The organism is Streptomyces sp. NBC_01485 (assembly GCF_036227125.1).
Classification (GTDB): Bacteria; Actinomycetota; Actinomycetes; order Streptomycetales; family Streptomycetaceae; genus Streptomyces.
Map to the genome: position 1 here is coordinate 7,976,608 of NZ_CP109435.1, position 17,295 is coordinate 7,993,902.

General features: G+C 73.7%; 15 protein-coding genes and 1 pseudogene. 14 read left to right on the plus strand and 2 right to left on the minus strand.

Annotation, left to right across the window (positions count from 1 at the left end):
* Positions 1-117 precede the first annotated feature (117 nt).
* The 5 genes from OG352_RS35145 (at position 118) to OG352_RS35165 (ending at position 6,281) form a co-directional block, all read left to right on the plus strand.
* Entirely contained in the window at positions 118-1,635 is a 1,518-nt protein-coding gene (locus tag OG352_RS35145) for an ABC transporter substrate-binding protein (protein ID WP_329222488.1), read from the plus strand.
* A 4-nt stretch (positions 1,636-1,639) separates the two neighbouring features.
* A complete protein-coding gene (locus OG352_RS35150; protein ID WP_329222489.1) occupies positions 1,640-3,490 on the plus strand; it encodes an ABC transporter permease subunit in 1,851 nt (616 codons plus the stop codon).
* 68 nt (positions 3,491-3,558) lie between these two features.
* Positions 3,559-4,776, plus strand: coding sequence for an MDR family MFS transporter (locus OG352_RS35155; RefSeq protein ID WP_329222490.1), 1,218 nt, complete (start codon positions 3,559-3,561; stop codon positions 4,774-4,776).
* A gap of 51 nt (positions 4,777-4,827) precedes the next feature.
* Positions 4,828-5,463, plus strand: a complete 636-nt coding sequence (locus OG352_RS35160) for a hypothetical protein (RefSeq protein ID WP_329222491.1) — start codon at positions 4,828-4,830, stop codon at positions 5,461-5,463.
* A 68-nt stretch (positions 5,464-5,531) separates the two neighbouring features.
* Complete coding sequence (locus OG352_RS35165; protein WP_329222493.1) at positions 5,532-6,281, plus strand: YcnI family copper-binding membrane protein; 750 nt, start codon at positions 5,532-5,534, stop codon at positions 6,279-6,281.
* A gap of 108 nt (positions 6,282-6,389) precedes the next feature.
* Here the strand turns inward: OG352_RS35165 and OG352_RS35170 are convergent, their stop codons facing one another.
* The gene (locus tag OG352_RS35170) at positions 6,390-7,145 is read right to left on the minus strand and encodes a CDP-alcohol phosphatidyltransferase family protein (protein ID WP_329222495.1); all 756 of its coding nucleotides are present in this window, start codon (positions 7,143-7,145) and stop codon (positions 6,390-6,392) included.
* A gap of 108 nt (positions 7,146-7,253) precedes the next feature.
* On the opposite strand from OG352_RS35170, the gene OG352_RS35175 reads away from it, so the two are divergent.
* The 5 genes and pseudogenes from OG352_RS35175 to OG352_RS35195 all read left to right on the plus strand — a co-directional run.
* Positions 7,254-8,246, plus strand: coding sequence for a zinc-dependent alcohol dehydrogenase (locus OG352_RS35175; RefSeq protein ID WP_329222496.1), 993 nt, complete (start codon positions 7,254-7,256; stop codon positions 8,244-8,246).
* Between the two features lie 116 nt (positions 8,247-8,362).
* Entirely contained in the window at positions 8,363-8,761 is a 399-nt protein-coding gene (locus tag OG352_RS35180; RefSeq protein ID WP_329222498.1) for a 6-pyruvoyl trahydropterin synthase family protein, read from the plus strand.
* Entirely contained in the window at positions 8,758-9,951 is a 1,194-nt protein-coding gene (locus OG352_RS35185; RefSeq protein WP_329222499.1) for a glycosyltransferase family 4 protein, read from the plus strand. Before OG352_RS35180 ends, OG352_RS35185 begins: the two co-directional genes overlap by 4 nt.
* Positions 9,948-11,027: a trans-aconitate methyltransferase gene (locus tag OG352_RS35190; protein WP_329222500.1), complete on the plus strand. Its 1,080-nt coding sequence runs from the start codon at positions 9,948-9,950 to the stop codon at positions 11,025-11,027. The genes OG352_RS35185 and OG352_RS35190 overlap by 4 nt, the downstream gene beginning before the upstream one ends.
* Positions 11,027-12,040 (plus strand): annotated as a pseudogene (locus tag OG352_RS35195) (lysylphosphatidylglycerol synthase transmembrane domain-containing protein); the annotation flags it as partial. The gene OG352_RS35190 and the pseudogene OG352_RS35195, both read left to right, overlap by 1 nt.
* Before the next feature lie 149 nt (positions 12,041-12,189).
* Here the strand turns inward: OG352_RS35195 and OG352_RS35200 are convergent.
* Positions 12,190-13,089, minus strand: a complete 900-nt coding sequence (locus OG352_RS35200) for a creatininase family protein (RefSeq protein ID WP_329222501.1) — start codon at positions 13,087-13,089, stop codon at positions 12,190-12,192.
* Between the two features lie 38 nt (positions 13,090-13,127).
* On the opposite strand from OG352_RS35200, the gene ribA reads away from it, so the two are divergent.
* From ribA to OG352_RS35220, 4 genes are all read left to right on the plus strand, one after another.
* Complete coding sequence (gene ribA, locus OG352_RS35205) at positions 13,128-13,787, plus strand: GTP cyclohydrolase II (protein ID WP_329222503.1); 660 nt, start codon at positions 13,128-13,130, stop codon at positions 13,785-13,787.
* A 109-nt stretch (positions 13,788-13,896) separates the two neighbouring features.
* Positions 13,897-15,042, plus strand: a complete 1,146-nt coding sequence (locus OG352_RS35210; protein ID WP_329222504.1) for an NAD(P)/FAD-dependent oxidoreductase — start codon at positions 13,897-13,899, stop codon at positions 15,040-15,042.
* 5 nt (positions 15,043-15,047) lie between these two features.
* Complete coding sequence (locus OG352_RS35215; RefSeq protein WP_329224079.1) at positions 15,048-16,142, plus strand: saccharopine dehydrogenase; 1,095 nt, start codon at positions 15,048-15,050, stop codon at positions 16,140-16,142.
* Complete coding sequence (locus OG352_RS35220) at positions 16,135-17,289, plus strand: saccharopine dehydrogenase family protein (RefSeq protein ID WP_329222505.1); 1,155 nt, start codon at positions 16,135-16,137, stop codon at positions 17,287-17,289. The genes OG352_RS35215 and OG352_RS35220 overlap by 8 nt, the downstream gene beginning before the upstream one ends.
* The last annotated feature ends 6 nt before the right edge of the window (positions 17,290-17,295 follow it).

Consider the following 17,295-nt stretch of genomic DNA (forward strand, 5'->3'; position numbering starts at 1 on the left):
CGACCTCCGCTCCGTCTTTAGTCCCTGCCTTGTCGTCTCCCCACCCCCACCCCCACCCCCACCCCCACCCCCACCCCCACCCCCACCCCCGTCCCACAGACCGGTAACTTCATGCACTTGCTCAGCCCTCCCCGTCGGCCCTCTCGCCCCCGGCTTCTTGCCGCCGTCCTCCTCACCCCGCTCCTCGCCGGCTGTTTCGCCTCGTCCTCCGGTGATGGTGGTGAGGGGTCCGGTGGTGAGGACGGGTCCCGGCTGCGTGTCGCTCTCGCCTTCCCGCCCGCCGAGAACCTCTCCCCGTACGGCGCCGACGCGACCATCCTCAGTCGGCTCGGCGTCACCGAGGGGCTGACCGCACTCGACGCCAACGGTGCCGCCGCCCCCGCGCTCGCCGCGTCCTGGCGTCGCGAGGACGACCGGACCTGGCTGTTCACCCTGCGCGAGGCCGTTTTCCAGGACGGTACGGAGGTCACGCCCGCCGCCGTCGCCGCCTCCCTCACCCGCGCCACCCAGGCCAAGCCCGCCCCGGCCGCGCTCTCCGGTGTCACCCTCACCGCGAAGGCGGAGGGCGGCACCGGCGTACGGGTCACCACCGCCGCCCCCGACCCTGTCCTGCCGCTGCGGCTGTCCAGCCCCAGCCTCGCCGTCCTCGCCCCGAAGGCGTACGACGGCGCGAAGGGCGCCGTCGACCCGGTCGGCACCGCCACCGGCCCCTTCGAGGTCACCAAGGTGACCGGCGCCACCGCCGCCGATCTCGACCGCTTCGACGACTACTGGGGCGGCCGGGCCCAGGCCCCCGGCATCGACGTGCGGTTCATCGCCGACGGCACCGCCCGCGCCAACGCCCTGCGCACCGGCCAGGTCGACCTCGCCGAGGCGATACCCGTCGCCCAGGCCGCGACCCTGGACGCGGCCACCCGCCGCGAGACCGCCACGACCCGCACCACCAGCCTGCTCCTCAACGCGAAGTCCGGTGTCTTCAAGGACCCGGCGCTGCGCGCCGCCGCCCGCGCGGCCGTCGACACCTCCGCCCTCGCCAAGGGCGTCTACGAGGGTCACGCCGATGCCGGCGCCGGCATCTACGGCCCCGCCGTCACCTGGGCCGAGGGCAAGCGCGTCCAGCCCACCGGACGGGCGAAGGCCGGCACCCCCGGCGGCGCCTCTGTCACCCTCGCCACCTACGACAACCGGCCCGAACTCCCCGAAGTCGCACAGGTGTTGAAGCAGCAGTTGGAGAAGGCCGGGTTCAAGGTGAAGCTGGAGGTGCGTGAATACTCACGGTTGGAGAGCGACGCGCTCGCCGGGAAGTTCGACGCCTTCGTCGGCGCCCGCAACAGCCTTCTCGACACCGGTGATCCCGTCGGCGTCCTCGCCAGCGACTACACCTGCGACGGCGGCTACAACCTCGCCCTGCTGTGCGACAAGGCGGTCGACCGGGCCGTCGCCAAGGCGCAGTCGACCGCCGACACCGACAAGCGGCAGGACGCCGCCCTGGCCGCCGAGGCCCTGATCCTCGGCACCGACGCCGTCGTCCCGCTGGTCCACCAGCGTGTCATCACCGGCGTCGGCGCCAAGGTCAGCGGGGTGCTCCTCGACCCGTACGAGCGCACCCTCGTCGGTACCGGGACCCGGCGCTGACGGCATGAGGAGCAGGGTGGGCGCGCTGCTGTGGCGTGCCGGACTGGCCGCGCTGCTGGTGTGCGGGATCGGGCTGCTGCCCTGGCTCTCGCGCACCGACCCGGCGCTCACCGTGCTGAAGGCGCGGTCCGCCGACCGTGACGCCACCCCCGAGGTGCTCGCCGACATCCGGGCCCAACTCGGCCTGGACGACGGTCCGTTGCACCTTCTCGGGCAGTGGCTCGCGGGGTTGCCGCGCGGGGACGCCGGGCGGTCGTGGATCTCGGGCACCGAGGTCATGCCCGACGTCCTGCAAGCCCTGGGCGTGTCGCTGCTGTTGGTGGTGGTGGCGCTGGCGGTCGCCGTCGTCACCGCCGCCGGTGTGTGCGCCCGCACCCTGTACCTCGGCGCGCGGCGAAGCCTCGACGGGCGGCCCGCCGGCGGCTCCGGCTCCGCCGTGCTCGCCGCGCTGCCGGAGTTCCTCACCGCCTCCGTCCTCGCCACGGTGGTCGGCGTGCAGTGGGGGTGGCTGCCCGCCCTCGGCTGGTACGGCCCGCAGTGGACCGTGCTGCCCGCCCTCGCTCTCGGCCTGCCCGCCGGGGCGGTGCTGGGCCGCCTGCTCGACGACCAACTGCCCGCAGCCTTCGCCGAACCCTGGGCGCTGGCCGCCGCCGCGCGCGGTCTGCCCGGCCGGAGCATCGCCCGCAAGGCGCTGCGCCGGTGCGTGCCCGGACTGCTGCCCAACCTCGGGCTGTTCGTCGTGGGCCTGACCGGCGGATCCGTCGCCGTCGAGCAGATCTTCGACATACCCGGGCTCGGCCGCACCACCCTCCAGGCGGCGATCGCCCAGGATCTGCCCGTGCTCCAGGCAGGCACCCTCGTCCTCGTCGCCCTCGCGGCCGTCACCACCGGCGCCGCCCGCCTCGCCGCCCGGCTGCTCATCGGCCCCGCCCTGCGCGACGGCGCCCTGCATACACTCCACAGGCCACCGCCGCCGGTCCGCAGGATCCCGCCTATTGCATACAGCCTTCTGTTGTTCGTCGTCATCGCCCTCGGCCTGCCCCGCGACCCGCTCGCCCTCGACACCCGAGCCCGTCTCCAACCCCCCTCCGCCGCCCACCCGTTCGGCACGGACGCGCTCGGCCGCGACGTCCTCGCCCGGGTGGCGCACGGCGCCCTCGACACCCTGCTTCTCGCCGTCGCCATCAGCGCGATCGCCCTCATCGCCGGGATCCTGCTCGGGCTGCTGCCGCGGCTGTCCGGGCCGCTCGTCGACACCGTCAACGCCGTACCGCCCGTACTCGCCGCGCTCCTCGTCAGCGCGGTCTGGGGCAGCGGGCCCACGACGCCCGTCCTGGCCGTGGCCGTCGTCGCCTGGGCGCCGCTCGCCGCGCACACCTCCGCGCTGCTGCGGGAGGAGCGGGCCACCGTCCACCTGACCGCCACCCGGGCCCTCGGCGCCGGCCCCTGGTACCTGCTGAGGAGTGAACTCCTGCCCGCCGCCCTGCCGCCCGTCGCCCGCCACGCCCTCCTGCGCCTGCCCGGCATCGCCCTCGCCCTGGCCTCCCTCGGCTTCCTCGGCCTCGGCGCCCAGCCGCCGTCCCCCGAGTGGGGACTGCTCCTCGCCGAGAACCAGCCCTACGCCGAACGCGCCCCCTGGGCCGTCCTCGCCCCCGCCACCGTCCTCGCCGTCCTCGGCGCCCTCGCCGTCACCGCGGCCGGAGCACTGCGACGGCCACGACGACGTCGTACGGCTGACCCCGCAGACCCCACAGATCCGACAGGACTCGCCGACTCGACAGGATCCATGGATCCCGCAGGCCGGCGCACTGGCGAACCACCCGCTCCCGAAGCGGAGTTGGCGGGTATCCGGTGACTCACTCGGTGCCAGCGCCCTCGCCGCCGCCCGCGTCCGTACCCTCGCCCTCGCCTGGGTCCGCGCCCGTGAAGGCACAACTCTCGCCGTTGCTACGGCTCCTGATTTTCACTCAACTAGCCTTCAACATCGGCTTCTTCGCAGTCCTGCCCTTCCTCGCCGAGCATCTGGGCGGCGCGGTCGGGATGGCGGGCTGGATGGTCGGGTTCGTGCTGGGGTTGCGGACCTTCAGCCAGCAGGGGCTGTTCGTGGTGGGCGGGGCGCTGGCCGACCGGTACGGCGTGCGGCCCGTCGTCCTCGCCGGGTGTGCGCTGCGCATCGCCGGGTTCGGCTGGCTCGGGTACGCCGAGCAGCCCTGGACGGTCGTCGGGGCGGTCCTGCTGATCGGGTTCGCCGCCGCGCTGTTCTCGCCCGCCGTCGAGTCCGAGGTGGCCCGGCAGGCCGTCGTGCACGAGGAGTCGGGCGGCGGATCGCGGACCCGGGTGCTGGCGCTCTTCACGGTCGCCGGGCAGGCCGGGGCGTTCGTCGGGCCGCTGCTCGGCGCGCTGCTCCTGGAGCTCGACTTCCGTGCGGTGTGCCTGGCCGGAGCCGGGGTCTTCGTCCTCGTCCTCGCCGCGCACGCGTGGCTGCTGCCGCAGCACATCCCCGGCCGCACGCGCGTCGAGGTGCGCGGCGGTATCGGCCCGCTGCTGCGCAACCGCCGTTTCCTCGCCCTGTGTTGCGCGTACGGCGCCTACCTCCTCGCCTACAACCAGCTCTATCTCGCCCTGCCCGCCGAGGTGGAGCGGGCGGCCGGTTCGCAGGCGCCGCTGGCCTGGCTGTTCGCGCTGTCGTCGCTGCTGGTCGTGACCGCCCAACTCCCGGTCACCCGGTGGGTGGGGGAGCGGCTGAGCCTGCGCCGCTCCATGACGGGCGGGCTCGCGCTGATCGCCGCCGGGTTCGCCGTCGTGGCCGTCGCCCTGCCCGCCGGGTGGACCGGGACGGCCGGGCTGCTGCCGGCGGCCGGTTTCGTCGTGCTGCTCACCCTCGGCCAGATGCTCGTCGCGCCCGCCGCCCGCGCCTGGGTGCCCGACCTCGCCGAGGACGGCCGGCTCGGTCTGTACACGGGGGCGCTGTCCTCGGTCTCCGGGCTGATCGTGCTGATCGGCAGCGCGGCCACCGGCACCCTCCTCGACACCGGACTGCCGTCGGCCGTGCCCTGGCTCCTCCTGGCCGCCGTACCGGCCGCCGCCGTCCTGCTGCTCCCTCGCGGAGCGCCCGGCGGGTCGGTCCCCGACGGAGAGTGAACGTGGGAGCGGCGGCCGACGTATCAGTCGGACATGGGAGGATCCCTCACCATGAGTGCGTCCCCGGCGGTCCGGAGCCTGCGTGCCGCGGTTTTCGCCGCGCTGTGCGTGCTGCTGGCCGCCGCCGGGCACGGACTCGCCACGGGTGACCCGCCGCCGCTCTGGGCGGACGGCGCCGGATTCCTGGCCGTCTTCGCCGCCGGCTGGCTGCTCGGCGCCCGGGAGCGCTCGCTGCCCGGCATCGGCGCGGCCATGCTCACCACCCAGGCGGTCCTGCACATCGCCTTCGACGCGGCCCGCTCCCGTACGACGGCGCAGACCATGCCGGCGATGCCCATGACGTCCATGACGTCCATGACGTCCATGACGTCCATGCACGCTGTGCACCTGCACGCCCACACGCCCACGGCCATGACCCCGCACGCCACGGCCGCCCATGTCCTGGCCGCGCTCGCCGCCTCCTGGTGGCTGCGGCGAGGGGAGGCCGCCCTGTGGTCGCTGCTGCGCTGGGCGGTCGCGTTCCTGCCGGGCCTCGCCGCCTGGTGGCGGGACACCCCCGTCCCGCCACCCGTGCCGTCACTCCTGCCCGCCGCCCAGGCCCCGGCTCCGGTCGCGCCCCGGCAGTCGCTGCTCCGGCACGCCGTGAGCCGCCGCGGACCGCCCACCCCGATCCCGTACGCGATCTGAACCCGGGCCAGACCCACACACCCACGTCTGGCGCACCCACACTCTTCCGGTACGGAGATCACCCACCCATGTCCACGACACGCCTCACCCTGCGCCGCGCCGGTCTCGGCGCCGTGCTGGCCGCCACCGCGGTCCTCACCGCCGCCGGCGTCGCCTCCGCGCACGTCACCGTCCACCCCGAGACCTATGCCAAGGGCGCCACCGACGGCGTCCTCAGCTTCCGGGTCCCCAACGAGGAGGACACCGCGAGCACCACCAAGGTCCAGGTCTTCCTGCCCACCGACCACCCCGTGCTCGGCGTGCTGGTCCACCCGCAGGACGGCTGGACCGCGAAGGTGACCACCACCAAGCTCAAGACCCCGGTCAAGACCGACGACGGCACCATCACCGAGGCCGCCTCCGAAATCACCTGGACCGGCGGGAAGATCGGCGCCGGCCAGTACGAGGACTTCGACGTCGCCTTCGGCCAGCTTCCCGACGACACCGGCCAGTTGGCCTTCAAGACCCTCCAGACCTACTCCGACGGCAAGACCGTCCGCTGGATCGAGGAGGCCGCGGCGGGAGCGGACGAGCCGGAGAACCCGGCACCGGTGCTGAAGCTGACAGCGGCGGCGGACACGGAGGACACGGCCGGCACCAAGAACGCCGGGAGCGCCGGGAACACCGAGACCACCAAGCCCCAACCCGCCGTCTCCGCCGCCGCCTCCGCCAGTGACTCCACCGCCCGTGGACTGGGCATCGCCGGGCTCGTCGTCGGCGTCCTGGGCCTCGCGGCAGCCGCCTTCGCAGTCGCACGGACGCGGCCGACACGCTCGTAGCCCCCTGCCGTGGCACCACGCATGCGTAAGGCCCGGATCGAGTACGAGTACACGTACTCGATCCGGGCCTTACACACGAGACGCGCGAGACGCGCGAGCGGGTTGCCGCTACACGAGCTCCAGCACCTTCTCCGCCGGAGCCTCCGCCTCGGTGCGCGAGGTGCGCCACAGCCACAGCACGTCGCGGCCGAAGGACCACACCAGCGAGCCCAGTGCCAGCAGCACGACGGCGAAGTTGGCCGCGTACGGCAGCAGGTTCGCGCCCGCCAGGAGCAGGAGGACGCCCTGGAGCGCGGCGACCGTCTTGCGGGCGGTGCTGGGCGGGAGCGGGGCGTTGAGCCAGGGGGCGACCCGGGCCGCGGCGACGAAGACGTAGCGCATGCCGCCGATGAGGAGGACCCACGGGCCCAGCGCCATCGAGACGTACACGCTGAGCACCAGGATCAGGAACGCGTCGACCTCCATGTCGAAGCGCGCGCCCAGGGCCGTCGAGGTGTTCGTGCGCCGGGCGACCTTGCCGTCGACGCCGTCGAGGATCAGGGCCACGGCCGTCAGGCCGACCAGGAGGGTGACCGGCGGCGCGCTCTCGAAGGAGTCCGCGACCAGGGCGGTCACCCCGCCGACCAGCGTCGCCCGGCCGAGCGTGACCCGGTTGGCCGGGCCGAACGTGCGCAGGCTGGAGCGGTGCAGCGCCCGGGAGAGCACGGCCCAGGTGGCGATGGCGAAGACGAGACCGGTGACCCAGCCCGCCGGTCCCATGCCGATCGCCGTGCCGAGCAGGGCCAGCAACAGGATCTGAACGCCCGCTCCCACAGCGGTCTCCTGCTGGACCGGCCTTGCGCCGTAAGTGTTGTTCAGGGCCACCGCACGTTCCTCCGGCCAGATGACAGAGATGATCAGTGCCGCGTACTGTGCGCGGACTGTGCACACCTCGGTACGTGAACAGGTTCCCGATCGTTCAGGAGGATGTGGATGTCGATCACCGCACGTGCGTTCTGGGTCACCTCTCCGGGTGAAGGAGAGATCCGCGATGTGGTCCTTCCGGCCCTGGCCGAGGGCGAGGTCCTGGTGCGTTCGCTGTGGTCCGGCGTCAGTCGCGGCACGGAGACCCTCGTCTTCCGCGGCGGAGTGCCCGACAGCCAGCACGCGGTCATGCGGGCGCCGTACCAGGAGGGCGACTTCCCGGCGCCCGTGAAGTACGGCTACCTCAACGTCGGGCTGGTGGAGGAGGGGCCGGCGGCACTGGTCGGGCGTACGGTCTTCTGCCTCTACCCGCACCAGACGCGCTACGTCGTCCCGGCGTCGGCGGTGACGGTCGTACCGGACTCGGTGCCGGCCGAACGCGCCGTGCTCGCCGGCACCGTCGAGACGGCCGTCAACGCGCTGTGGGACGCGGCGCCGCTGGTCGGTGACCGGATCGCGGTGGTCGGCGGCGGCATGGTCGGCTGTTCGGTGGCCGCGCTGCTGGCCCGCTTCCCCGGCGTCCGCGTCCAGTTGGTGGACGCCGATCCGGCGCGGGCGAAGGTCGCCGAGGCCCTGGGCGTCGACTTCGCCGCCCCCGAGGACGCCCGCGGCGGCCTCGACCTCGTCGTGCACGCCAGCGCGACCGAACAGGGCCTCGCCCGGTCCCTGGAGCTGCTGTCGGCCGAGGGCACGGTCCTCGAACTGAGCTGGTACGGCGACCGGAAGGTCTCCCTGGCGCTCGGCGAGGACTTCCACTCGCGGCGGCTGGTCATCCGCAGCAGCCAGGTCGGCACCGTCTCCCCGGCCCGCCGCGCCAGTCGTACGTACGCCGACCGGCTCGCCCTCGCCCTGGAGCTGCTGGCCGACCCGGCGCTCGACGCGCTGGTCACGGGGGACAGCGCTTTCGAGGAGCTGCCCGAGGTGATGCCCAAGCTCGCGTCGGGCGAGATCCCGGCGCTGTGTCACCGCGTCAGGTATGAACATCTGAACAAGAGCGCCTGACCTGAGAAAAGAGTGAGATGGGTCTGAACAGGGGGAAGCCAAGAGCCGTACTAGGAGGTATCCCCCGGCGGCCAACGGCCGGGGGACCAGAGGCGCCGCACCTGGAGGGTCGTCCGTTGTTCAGTGTCACCGTCCGCGATCACATCATGATCGCCCACAGCTTCCGCGGCGAGGTCTTCGGACCCGCGCAGCGCCTGCACGGAGCAACGTTCCTCGTGGACGCCACCTTCCGCCGTGAGCAGCTGGACGACGACAACATCGTCGTCGACATCGGGCTGGCCACGCAGGAGCTCGGCGCCGTGGTCAGCGAGCTGAACTACCGCAACCTCGACAACGAGCCCGACTTCGCCGGGGTCAACACGTCGACGGAATTCCTGGCCAAGGTCATCGCCGACCGGCTCGCGGAGCGGATCGGCAAGGGCGCGCTCGGCGAGGGCGCCCGGGGCATCGCCGCCCTCGCCGTCACGCTGCACGAGTCGCATGTCGCCTGGGCGAGTTACGAGCGTGCGCTGTGACCGACGTGACCCTGGAGAAGACCGTGCAGACGGCCTCGCTCGCGTACGTTCCCGCACAGGCGCCGCTTCCCAAGATCGGCGGGATCATCCCCATGTCCCTGCGCTCCGTGCACTTCGTGATGCCCGGCGGGGTCGACGACACGGCCAACCCGAGCGGCGGCAACGCCTACGACCGGCGCCTGTGCCTGGATCTGCCCGGCTTCGGCTGGCAGGTCCACAAGCACCTGGTGTCCGGTTCCTGGCCCCGCCCGGAGGCTGCCGCCCGCGCCGATCTGGCGCGCACGCTGCGGGAGTTCCCCGACGGCACGGTCGTCCTGCTCGACGGGCTGGTCGCCTGCGGGGTTCCGGAGATCATCGCCCCCGAGGCGGAGCGGCTGCGGCTGGTCGTCCTCGTCCACCTGCCGCTCGGTGACGAGCGGGGCATCGCGCCCGAGGTGGCGGCCGAACTCGACGCCAAGGAGCGGGCCGTGCTGCGGGCCGTCCCCGCCGTCGTCGCCACCAGCGACTGGGCGGTCCGCCGCCTCGTCTCCCACCACGGCCTCGCCCCCGAGCGGGTGCACGTCGCCGCCCCCGGCGCCGACATCGCCCCCCTCGCCTCCGGCACCGACGGCGTCTCCCGCCTGCTGTGCGTGGCCGCCGTCACCCCGCGCAAGGGCCAGCACCGCCTGGTCGAGGCGCTGGCCGCGGCGCGAGACCTGCCGTGGAGCTGCGTGTGCGTGGGCGGCCTCGGGCAGGACCCGGAGTACGTCGCCCACTTGCGCGGCCTGATCGCCAAGTACGGCCTCGAAGACCGGCTGGAGCTGGCCGGCCCGAAGGCGGGCGCGCAGCTCGACGCCGCCTACGCCGCCGCCGACCTGATGGTCCTCACCTCCTACGCCGAGACGTACGGCATGGCCGTCACCGAGGCGCTCGCCCGTGGCATCCCCGTCCTCGCGACGGACGTCGGCGGGCTGCCCGAGGCGGTCGGCCGCGCCCCCGACGGCGGTGTCCCCGGCATCCTCGTCCCGCCGGAGGACCCGGCCGCCCTCGCGGCCGAACTGCGCGGCTGGTTCGGCGAGGCCGATGTGCGGCGCCGGCTCAAGGCCGCCGCGCGGGGCCGCCGGGCGGCCCTGAACGGCTGGGCGACCACCGCCCAGCGCCTGGCCGGCGTCCTGGGCCGGCTTCCCCGCGAACCCCGGAGGGCGGCATGAGGAAGACGACGGCGACACCGGCCGACGTGGCACGGCGCACGGTCGGCATCCCGGTACAGCCGGGCCCGACGGAGGCTGTTGCCGTGGTGGAAGCCGTGGTTCCGGGCGAGTCCGCAGGGATCGGCACCGCGCCGGAGGCAGTGGCTTCCGCCGTGGAGACCATCACGCAGACCGTCATCGCCGGCGCCGGTCCCGTGGGCCGGCCCGGTGAGCGGCCCACCGTGCGGCTGCGGGACAGCGGGCCGGACGAGCAGCCCCGGTACGCCCCCGAGTGGCTGGAGCTGCGCGAGCCCGCCGACGCCGCCGCCCGGTCGATGGAGCTGCTGGACCCGCTGCGGATCCGGCTCGCCAACCTGCCCGGCCGCAGCGGGCTGACCATCCACGACCTGGGCTGCGGCACCGGCTCGATGGGCCGCTGGCTGGCCCCCCGGCTGGACGGCGCCCAGCACTGGGTGCTGCACGACCGCGACCCCTACCTGCTGCACTTCGCGGCCGTCGCCTCCCCGCGGGCGGCCGCCGACGGCAGCCGGGTCACCGTCGAGACGCGGCGCGGCGACGTCGCCCGGCTCACCCCGGACGCCCTGCTCGGCGCGTCGCTGGTCACCGCGTCCGCACTGCTCGACGTCCTCACCCGCGAGGAGGTCGAGACCCTCGCCGCGGCCTGTGCGGGCGCGGGCTGCCCGGCGCTGCTGACGCTCTCGGTCGCCGGCCGCGTCGAACTCAGCGCGCCGGACCCGCTGGACGCGGAGATCGCCGCCGCCTTCAACGACCACCAGCGGCGCGGCGGCCTCCTCGGCCCCGACTCGGTGACCGTGGCCTGCGAGGCGTTCGCCGCCCACGGCGCGACCGTCAAGGTGCACCCGAGCGCCTGGCGGCTCGGCCCCGAGACCGCCGCCCTCACCGCGCAGTGGCTGCGCGGCTGGGTCGGCGCGGCCGTCGAGGAACGCCCCGCACTGGCCGAGCGCGCCGAGTCCTACCTGGCCGCCCGGCTGGCGGCCTGCGCGGCGGGCGAACTGCACGTCACCGTCCACCACAGCGACCTGCTGGCACTGGCCCGGCCGACGGGCGGGGCGTGATGAGCGCGGAGACGGTGGGCCCACGGGTGGGGACCGGGGCACCCGTGGTGTGGGGCGAGGGGGCCGGGCCGGTGCTGCGACGGCCCCTGCGCAGCCCGTCGGTGGCCCGCACCGGCGCCGCCGTGTCCGAGGCCCGCATCGGGGTCATCGTCACCGGACAGCGCCCGAAGAAGCCCTCCCGGCTCCGTGCCCTGCTCGGCAACCGCGCCGTCCGCACCCACTTCGGGACCGTCGCCGGCGTCGTCATCCTCACCGTCCTGCTGTGGCGGCTGGGCACCGGCGTCTTCCTCGACGGGCTGCGCCGGATCGACGCGCCGACACTGCTGATGGCACTCGGGATCGGCGCGGTCACCACCGCGTTCAGCGCCTGGCGGTGGGCGCTGGTCGCCCGCGCGCTGCGCATCCGGCTGCCGCTCGGCGCAGCCGTCGCCGACTACTACCGCTCCCTGTTCCTCAACGCGGCCCTGCCCGGCGGCGTCCTGGGCGACGTGCACCGCGCGGTGCGGCACGGGCAGAGCGCCGGTGACGTCGGACGCGGGGTGCGGGCCGTGGTCCTGGAGCGCACCGCGGGACAGCTCGTGCTGGTCGTGGCAGGCGTAACGGTCCTGCTGACGCTGCCGTCCCCGGTCATGGCGGACGCCCGCCAGGTCGCCCCGCTGGTCCTGCTGGCCGGTGTGGGCGCGCTCGCCGTCTTCCTCGCCGTCCGCATGAACTCCTCGGCGCCGCGCCGCAGCGGGCGGTTGCGGGCGACGCTGGCCGAGGCGCGCGAGGGGCTGCTGTCGCGGCGCAACGGGCCGGGCGTCGCCGTGTCGTCGGCGGTCGTGCTGACCGGGCACCTCGGCATGTTCGTGGTGGCCGCCCGGGTCGCCGGCTCCGGGGCGTCCGTCCTCGCGCTGCTGCCGATCGCCGTACTCGCCCTGCTCGCCATGGGCCTGCCGCTGAACGTCGGCGGCTGGGGCCCCCGCGAGGGCGTCACCGCCTGGGCGTTCGGCGCCGCCGGACTCGGCGCGAGCACCGGCCTCGCGGTCTCCGTCGTGTACGGCGTGCTCAGCTTCGTGGCGGCGCTGCCGGGGGCGGTCGTCCTGGTCGTCCGCTGGTACGCGGGCCTGCGGGCACCTGCCGTGGCCGACGAAACGATCCGCCCCGAGGGTGGCGAGCGGCGCTACGACGACCGCGTGGAGTCGCCCGCCGCGGTGCCGTCCGCTTCGGCGTCGGCCGCTTCGGCGTCGGCCTTTTCGGTTTCCGAATCCGCGGAAGTCGCAGAAGTCACGGAAGTCGCGGAAACCGTCGCAGCCGTCGTGGCCGCCGAAGTCAGCAGCGTGAAATACGCGCCGAAGGAATCCGCCAGGCTCGCCAGGAGTTCCTTCCCCTTTTCCGCCGAACCGAGGGAAGGACGGCCGATGACGCCCGAATCGGTATAGGCGGACATTCCCAGTGTGAGCAGATGACGGCGGTCGTCCGCGACGAAATCGGCCGACTCGTAACCGGGCCGGACGAGTTCGGGGTGGGCGTGCAGCAGGATCGAGGTCTCGATCTCCCCGGCGTGCATGTCGGTGAGCAGCGAGGTCTCGACCCCGGACCGCTGAAGCGCCGCCTCCCAGTCCTCCGGGGCCGGGAAGAGCGCCATCCGTTCACCTGCGGCGGAGGACTCCTGGACGACATTGCCCAGGACGTAGTTCCCGCCGTGTCCGTTGACCAGCACCAGGGCCTCGACGCCCGAGCGGCGCAAGGAAGCCGCTATGTCCCGTACCACCGCGTGAAGGGTCACGGAGGAGATGCTGACGGTCCCCGGCCAGGCCGCGTGCTCGTGCGAGCAGGCGATGGTCACCGGCGGAAGAAGGTGCACCGGGTACGCCTCGGCGATCTCCCGGGCGATGGCGCAGGCCACCAGTGTGTCCGTGGCCAACGGCAGGTACGCGCCGTGCTGTTCGAAGCTTCCGACGGGAAGGACCGCCACCTGTGACGGGACGCGGGCACCCCGGGTCCGTACGTCTTCGGTAGTGTCCGTCGGCACCAGTCCGTACGTCGCCGACGCCGCCGACCGTATTTCCGAACCACTCATCTTTTCCCGGCCCTTCGTCTCTGCTTAGGAACCAGATCATGACAGATAAAATTGGCGTACTCGGCACGAAGACCCCCCAGCGCACCGGTGTGGAACGCGTGGTGAATGCGCCTTTGCCCACCGTGTACGGCAATTTCCAGGCGGTCGGCTACCTGGACCACGACCGCGGCGACGAACAGGTCGCGCTGGTCTACGGGGAGATCGGCGAAGAGGACGTGCTGACCCGGCTGCACTCGGAGTGCCTGACCGGCGACGCGTTCGGCTCCCAGCACTGCGAGTGCGGCGACCAGTTGGAGTCCGCGCTGCGCGCGGTCGTCGCCGAGGGCCGCGGCATAGTCGTCTACCTGCGCGGGCACGAGGGGCGCGGCATCGGGCTGCTGGGCAAGCTGCGGGCGATGGCGCTGCAGGCGGAGGGCCTGGACACGGTCGAGGCGAACGTGGCGCTCGGCTTCCCGGTGGACGCCCGCGACTACAAGGTGGCCGCCGACATCCTGCGCGACCTCGGCGTGCGCTCGGTCCGCCTGATGTCGAACAACCCGCGCAAGCGCGAGGCGCTGGTGCACAACGGCATCCTGGTCGCCGAGGAAGTGCCGCTGCTGATCGAGCCGTGCGAGAACAACATCACCTACCTGCGCACCAAGCGCGAGCGCCTGGACCACCGGCTGCCCCACCTGGACGCGGTCGCCCACTGGTCCTGAGCGCGCTTCGCGCCACCGCCCGGACGGGTAGGGATGAGGGCGGTCACGGCGTACGACAGCCCCGGCACCGGCGAACGGGCCGGGGCCGCCGCCGAAAGGAGCCGCTCGCGTGAACACACATGCCTCGGTCGTCGTCATCGGCGGCGGGGTGATGGGCACCAGCATCGCCTACCACCTCGCCGCCGCGGGCGTCCGTGACGTCCTGCTCCTCGAACGCGACGAACTCGGCGCGGGCTCGACCTCGAAGGCCGCGGGCGGCGTGCGCGCCCAGTTCTCCGACGAGCTGAACATCCAGCTCGGGGCGCGCAGCCTGGAGGCGTTCGGACGGTTCGGCGAGGAGATCGGCCACGACATCGGGCTGCACCGCGTCGGCTACCTCTTCCTGCTGTCCACCCCGCAGGAGGTCGCCGCCTTCGAGACGGGCGTGCGGCGGCAGAACGCGCTCGGTGTGCCCAGCCGGCTGATCGACCCGGCCGAGGCGCAGCGCCTCTCCCCGCTGATCAGGACCGACGGGTTACTCGCGGCCGCGTACTCGCCCGACGACGGCCACTGCACACCGGAAGCCGTCGTCCACGGGTACGCGGCCGCCGCCCGCCAGTGCGGTGCCCGCATCCTGCGGCACACCGCCGTCACCGGCATCGAACGGCAGGGCGCCGCCATCACCGCCGTGCGGACCACCCTCGGCCCGATCACCACGGACACGGTGATCTGCGCGGCCGGCGCCTGGTCCAGGGCCGTCGGCGCGATGGCCGGCGTGGACCTGCCGGTGGAGCCGCTGCGCCGCCAGATCGCGGTCACCGAACCGGTCCCCGCCCTCCCGCCGGACCTCCCCATGACCATCGACTTCACCAGCACCCTCTACTTCCACCGCGAGGGCCCCGGCCTGCTGGTCGGCATGTCCGACCCGGACGAACGCCCCGGCTTCGCCACCGACACCCACGACCGGTGGATCCCGCGCCTCGCCGCCGCCCTGGAGCGCCGCGCCCCCTCAGTCCTCGACCTGCGCCGCACGGGCGGCTGGGCGGGTCTGTACGAGGTCACCCCGGACCACAACGCCCTGATCGGCGAGGCGTCTTCGGTATCCCGTTTTCTGTATGCGACGGGCTTCTCCGGCCACGGTTTCCTCCAGGGTCCGGCGGTCGGCGAGGTCGTCCGCGACCTCTACCTCGGCCGCGTACCCTTCGTGGACGTCACCCCCCTGAGCGCCGACCGCTTCGCGGACGACGCCCCGCGTCCGGAGGTCAACCGCGTATGACCGAACTGACCGAACCGCATCTGTGGCTGCGTCACGAGACCCGCACCACCGAACGGCGCACCCCGGTCGTCCCCGACGACGCCCGCCGCCTCGTCGAGGCCGGCGTGCGACTGACCGTCGAGGACTCCCCGCAGCGCGTCCACCCGACCCGGGAGTACGAGGCCGTCGGCGCCCGGATCGTCCCCTCGGGCTCCTGGACGTCCGCGCCGCCCGACACGGTCGTCCTCGGCCTGAAGGAACTCCCGGACGAACCAAGTGAGTTGACGCACCGGCATATCTTCTTCGGGCACGCCTACAAGCAACAGCCGGGCGCCGCAGCCCTGTTGCGCCGGTTCGCCGCCGGGGGCGGGGCGCTGCTCGACCTGGAGTACCTGGCCGACGACCACGGGCGCCGCCTCGCCGCCTTCGGCTTCTGGGCGGGCTACCTGGGCGCGGCGCTGGCGGTCCTCCAGCACCGGGGCAGGCTCGTCGCCCCCCTGCGTCCCACGGAGAAGGGCGAGTTGGACGAGACGCTGCGCCCCGCCCCCGGCGACGAGGAGTTCACCGCGCTCGTCGTCGGCGCCCTGGGCCGCAGCGGCCGGGGCGCACGTGCCGCGTTCGCCGTCGCCGGCTCCGACCCCACCTGCTGGGACCTGGCCGAGACCCGCGACCTGGACCGCGCCGCCCTGCTGGCCCACGACGTGATGGTCAACTGCGTCCTCGCCACGACCCCGGTACCGCCGTTCGTCCGTGAGGCGGACCTCGACGACCCGGCCCGCCGGCTGCGCACCCTCTCCGACGTCACCTGCGACGTCGGCTCGCCCCTCAACGTCCTGCCGGTGTACGACCGCACCACCGAGTGGACGGACCCGGTGCGCCGCCTGCGCAAGGAGCCCCCGCTCGACCTGATCGCCATCGACAACCTGCCGTCCCTGCTGCCGCGCGAGTCCAGCGCCGACTTCTCGGCGGACCTGACGCCCCACCTGCTGGACTTCGGTGTCGACGACGGCGACGGCGTCACCGGTGGTGTCGGCGGGCCGTGGGGGCGCTGCCTGGACCGGTTCCGTGAGGCGGCAGCCCGTGAACTCGGCGTGACAGAAGGGGAGTTCGGCCGTGTCTGACCTCGTTCCCGCGACCGGCACCGTCCACTGGGTCGGCGCCGGCCTCTCCACCGGCAGCGGCCTCGCCGACCTGTGCGCGCGTACCGGCCGGGTACGGCTGTGGCACCGCACGGTGGAGCGGGCGGCGCGGGCGCTGGACGGGCTGGGCCTGACCGGACGCGCCGAGCCGCGCGCGTACACCCTCGACGCGCTCACGGCCGAACTGGCCCCCGGGGACGTCGTCGTGTCGATGCTGCCCGCGCCCGAACACGCCCCGCTGCTGTCGGCGTGCGTGGCCCGTCAGGCCCACTTCGCCTGCTCCAGCTATGTGTCGGACCCGGTCCTGGAACAGGCGCCGGCCGCCGCCGAGGCCGGGCTCGTCGTCCTCACCGAGGCCGGACTCGACCCGGGCATCGACCACCTCTTCGCGCACAGCCTCGTCGCCCGCGCCCGGGAGGCGATCGGCGACGACACGGCGGCCTCGTACCGGCTCACCTCGTACTGCGGCGGCATCCCCGCCGTCCCCAACGACTTCAGGTACCGCTTCAGTTGGGCGCCCCTCGGCGTCCTCAACGCGCTGCGCTCGCCCGCGCGGCACGTCGAGGACGGCACCGAGACCGTGGTCGACCGGCCGTGGGAGGCCACGCGCGGACACCGCGTCGACGGCGAGATCTTCGAGGTCTACCCCAACCGCGACAGCGTCCCCTTCATCGAGCAGTACGGACTGCCGCAGGCCTGGAAGCCGCGGACCTTCGTGCGCGGCACCCTGCGCCTTGACGGCTGGCTGCGCGCCTGGGACGCGGTGTTCGAGGAGCTGAAGGCGGGCGACGACGCCCGGATCGCCGCCCTGGCACGGGAGTTGGCGGCCACCTACCCCACCACGGACGCCGACCACGACCGCGTGGTCCTGGCCGTGTCGCTCGACGTGGAGACGGACAACGGCCGTACGTGGTCGGGTAGTTGCCTGCTGGACCTGGAGGGCGACCAGGAGGAGAGCGCGATGGCCCGCTGCGTGTCCCGGCCCCTCGCCCTCGGCGTCCGGCACATCCTGGACGGCTCGCTGCCGCCGGGACTGGGCCGGGCGGCCGGGACGGCGGAGCGCTCGCAGCAGTGGCTGCGCGAACTCGGCGCGGAGGGACTGGAGTTCACGGTGCGCGTCGACGACTGACCGATC

Bases quoted from the DNA above. Each gene is read 5' to 3' on its own strand.
- OG352_RS35190 (WP_329222500.1), top strand. From the start codon at position 9,948: ATGAGGAAGACGACGGCGACACCGGCCGACGTGGCACGGCGCACGGTC.
- OG352_RS35200 (WP_329222501.1), bottom strand. From the start codon at position 13,089: ATGAGTGGTTCGGAAATACGGTCGGCGGCGTCGGCGACGTACGGACTG.
- OG352_RS35165 (WP_329222493.1), top strand. From the start codon at position 5,532: ATGTCCACGACACGCCTCACCCTGCGCCGCGCCGGTCTCGGCGCCGTG.
- OG352_RS35160 (WP_329222491.1), top strand. From the start codon at position 4,828: ATGAGTGCGTCCCCGGCGGTCCGGAGCCTGCGTGCCGCGGTTTTCGCC.
- OG352_RS35150 (WP_329222489.1), top strand. From the start codon at position 1,640: ATGAGGAGCAGGGTGGGCGCGCTGCTGTGGCGTGCCGGACTGGCCGCG.
- OG352_RS35175 (WP_329222496.1), top strand. From the start codon at position 7,254: ATGTCGATCACCGCACGTGCGTTCTGGGTCACCTCTCCGGGTGAAGGA.
- ribA (WP_329222503.1), top strand. From the start codon at position 13,128: ATGACAGATAAAATTGGCGTACTCGGCACGAAGACCCCCCAGCGCACC.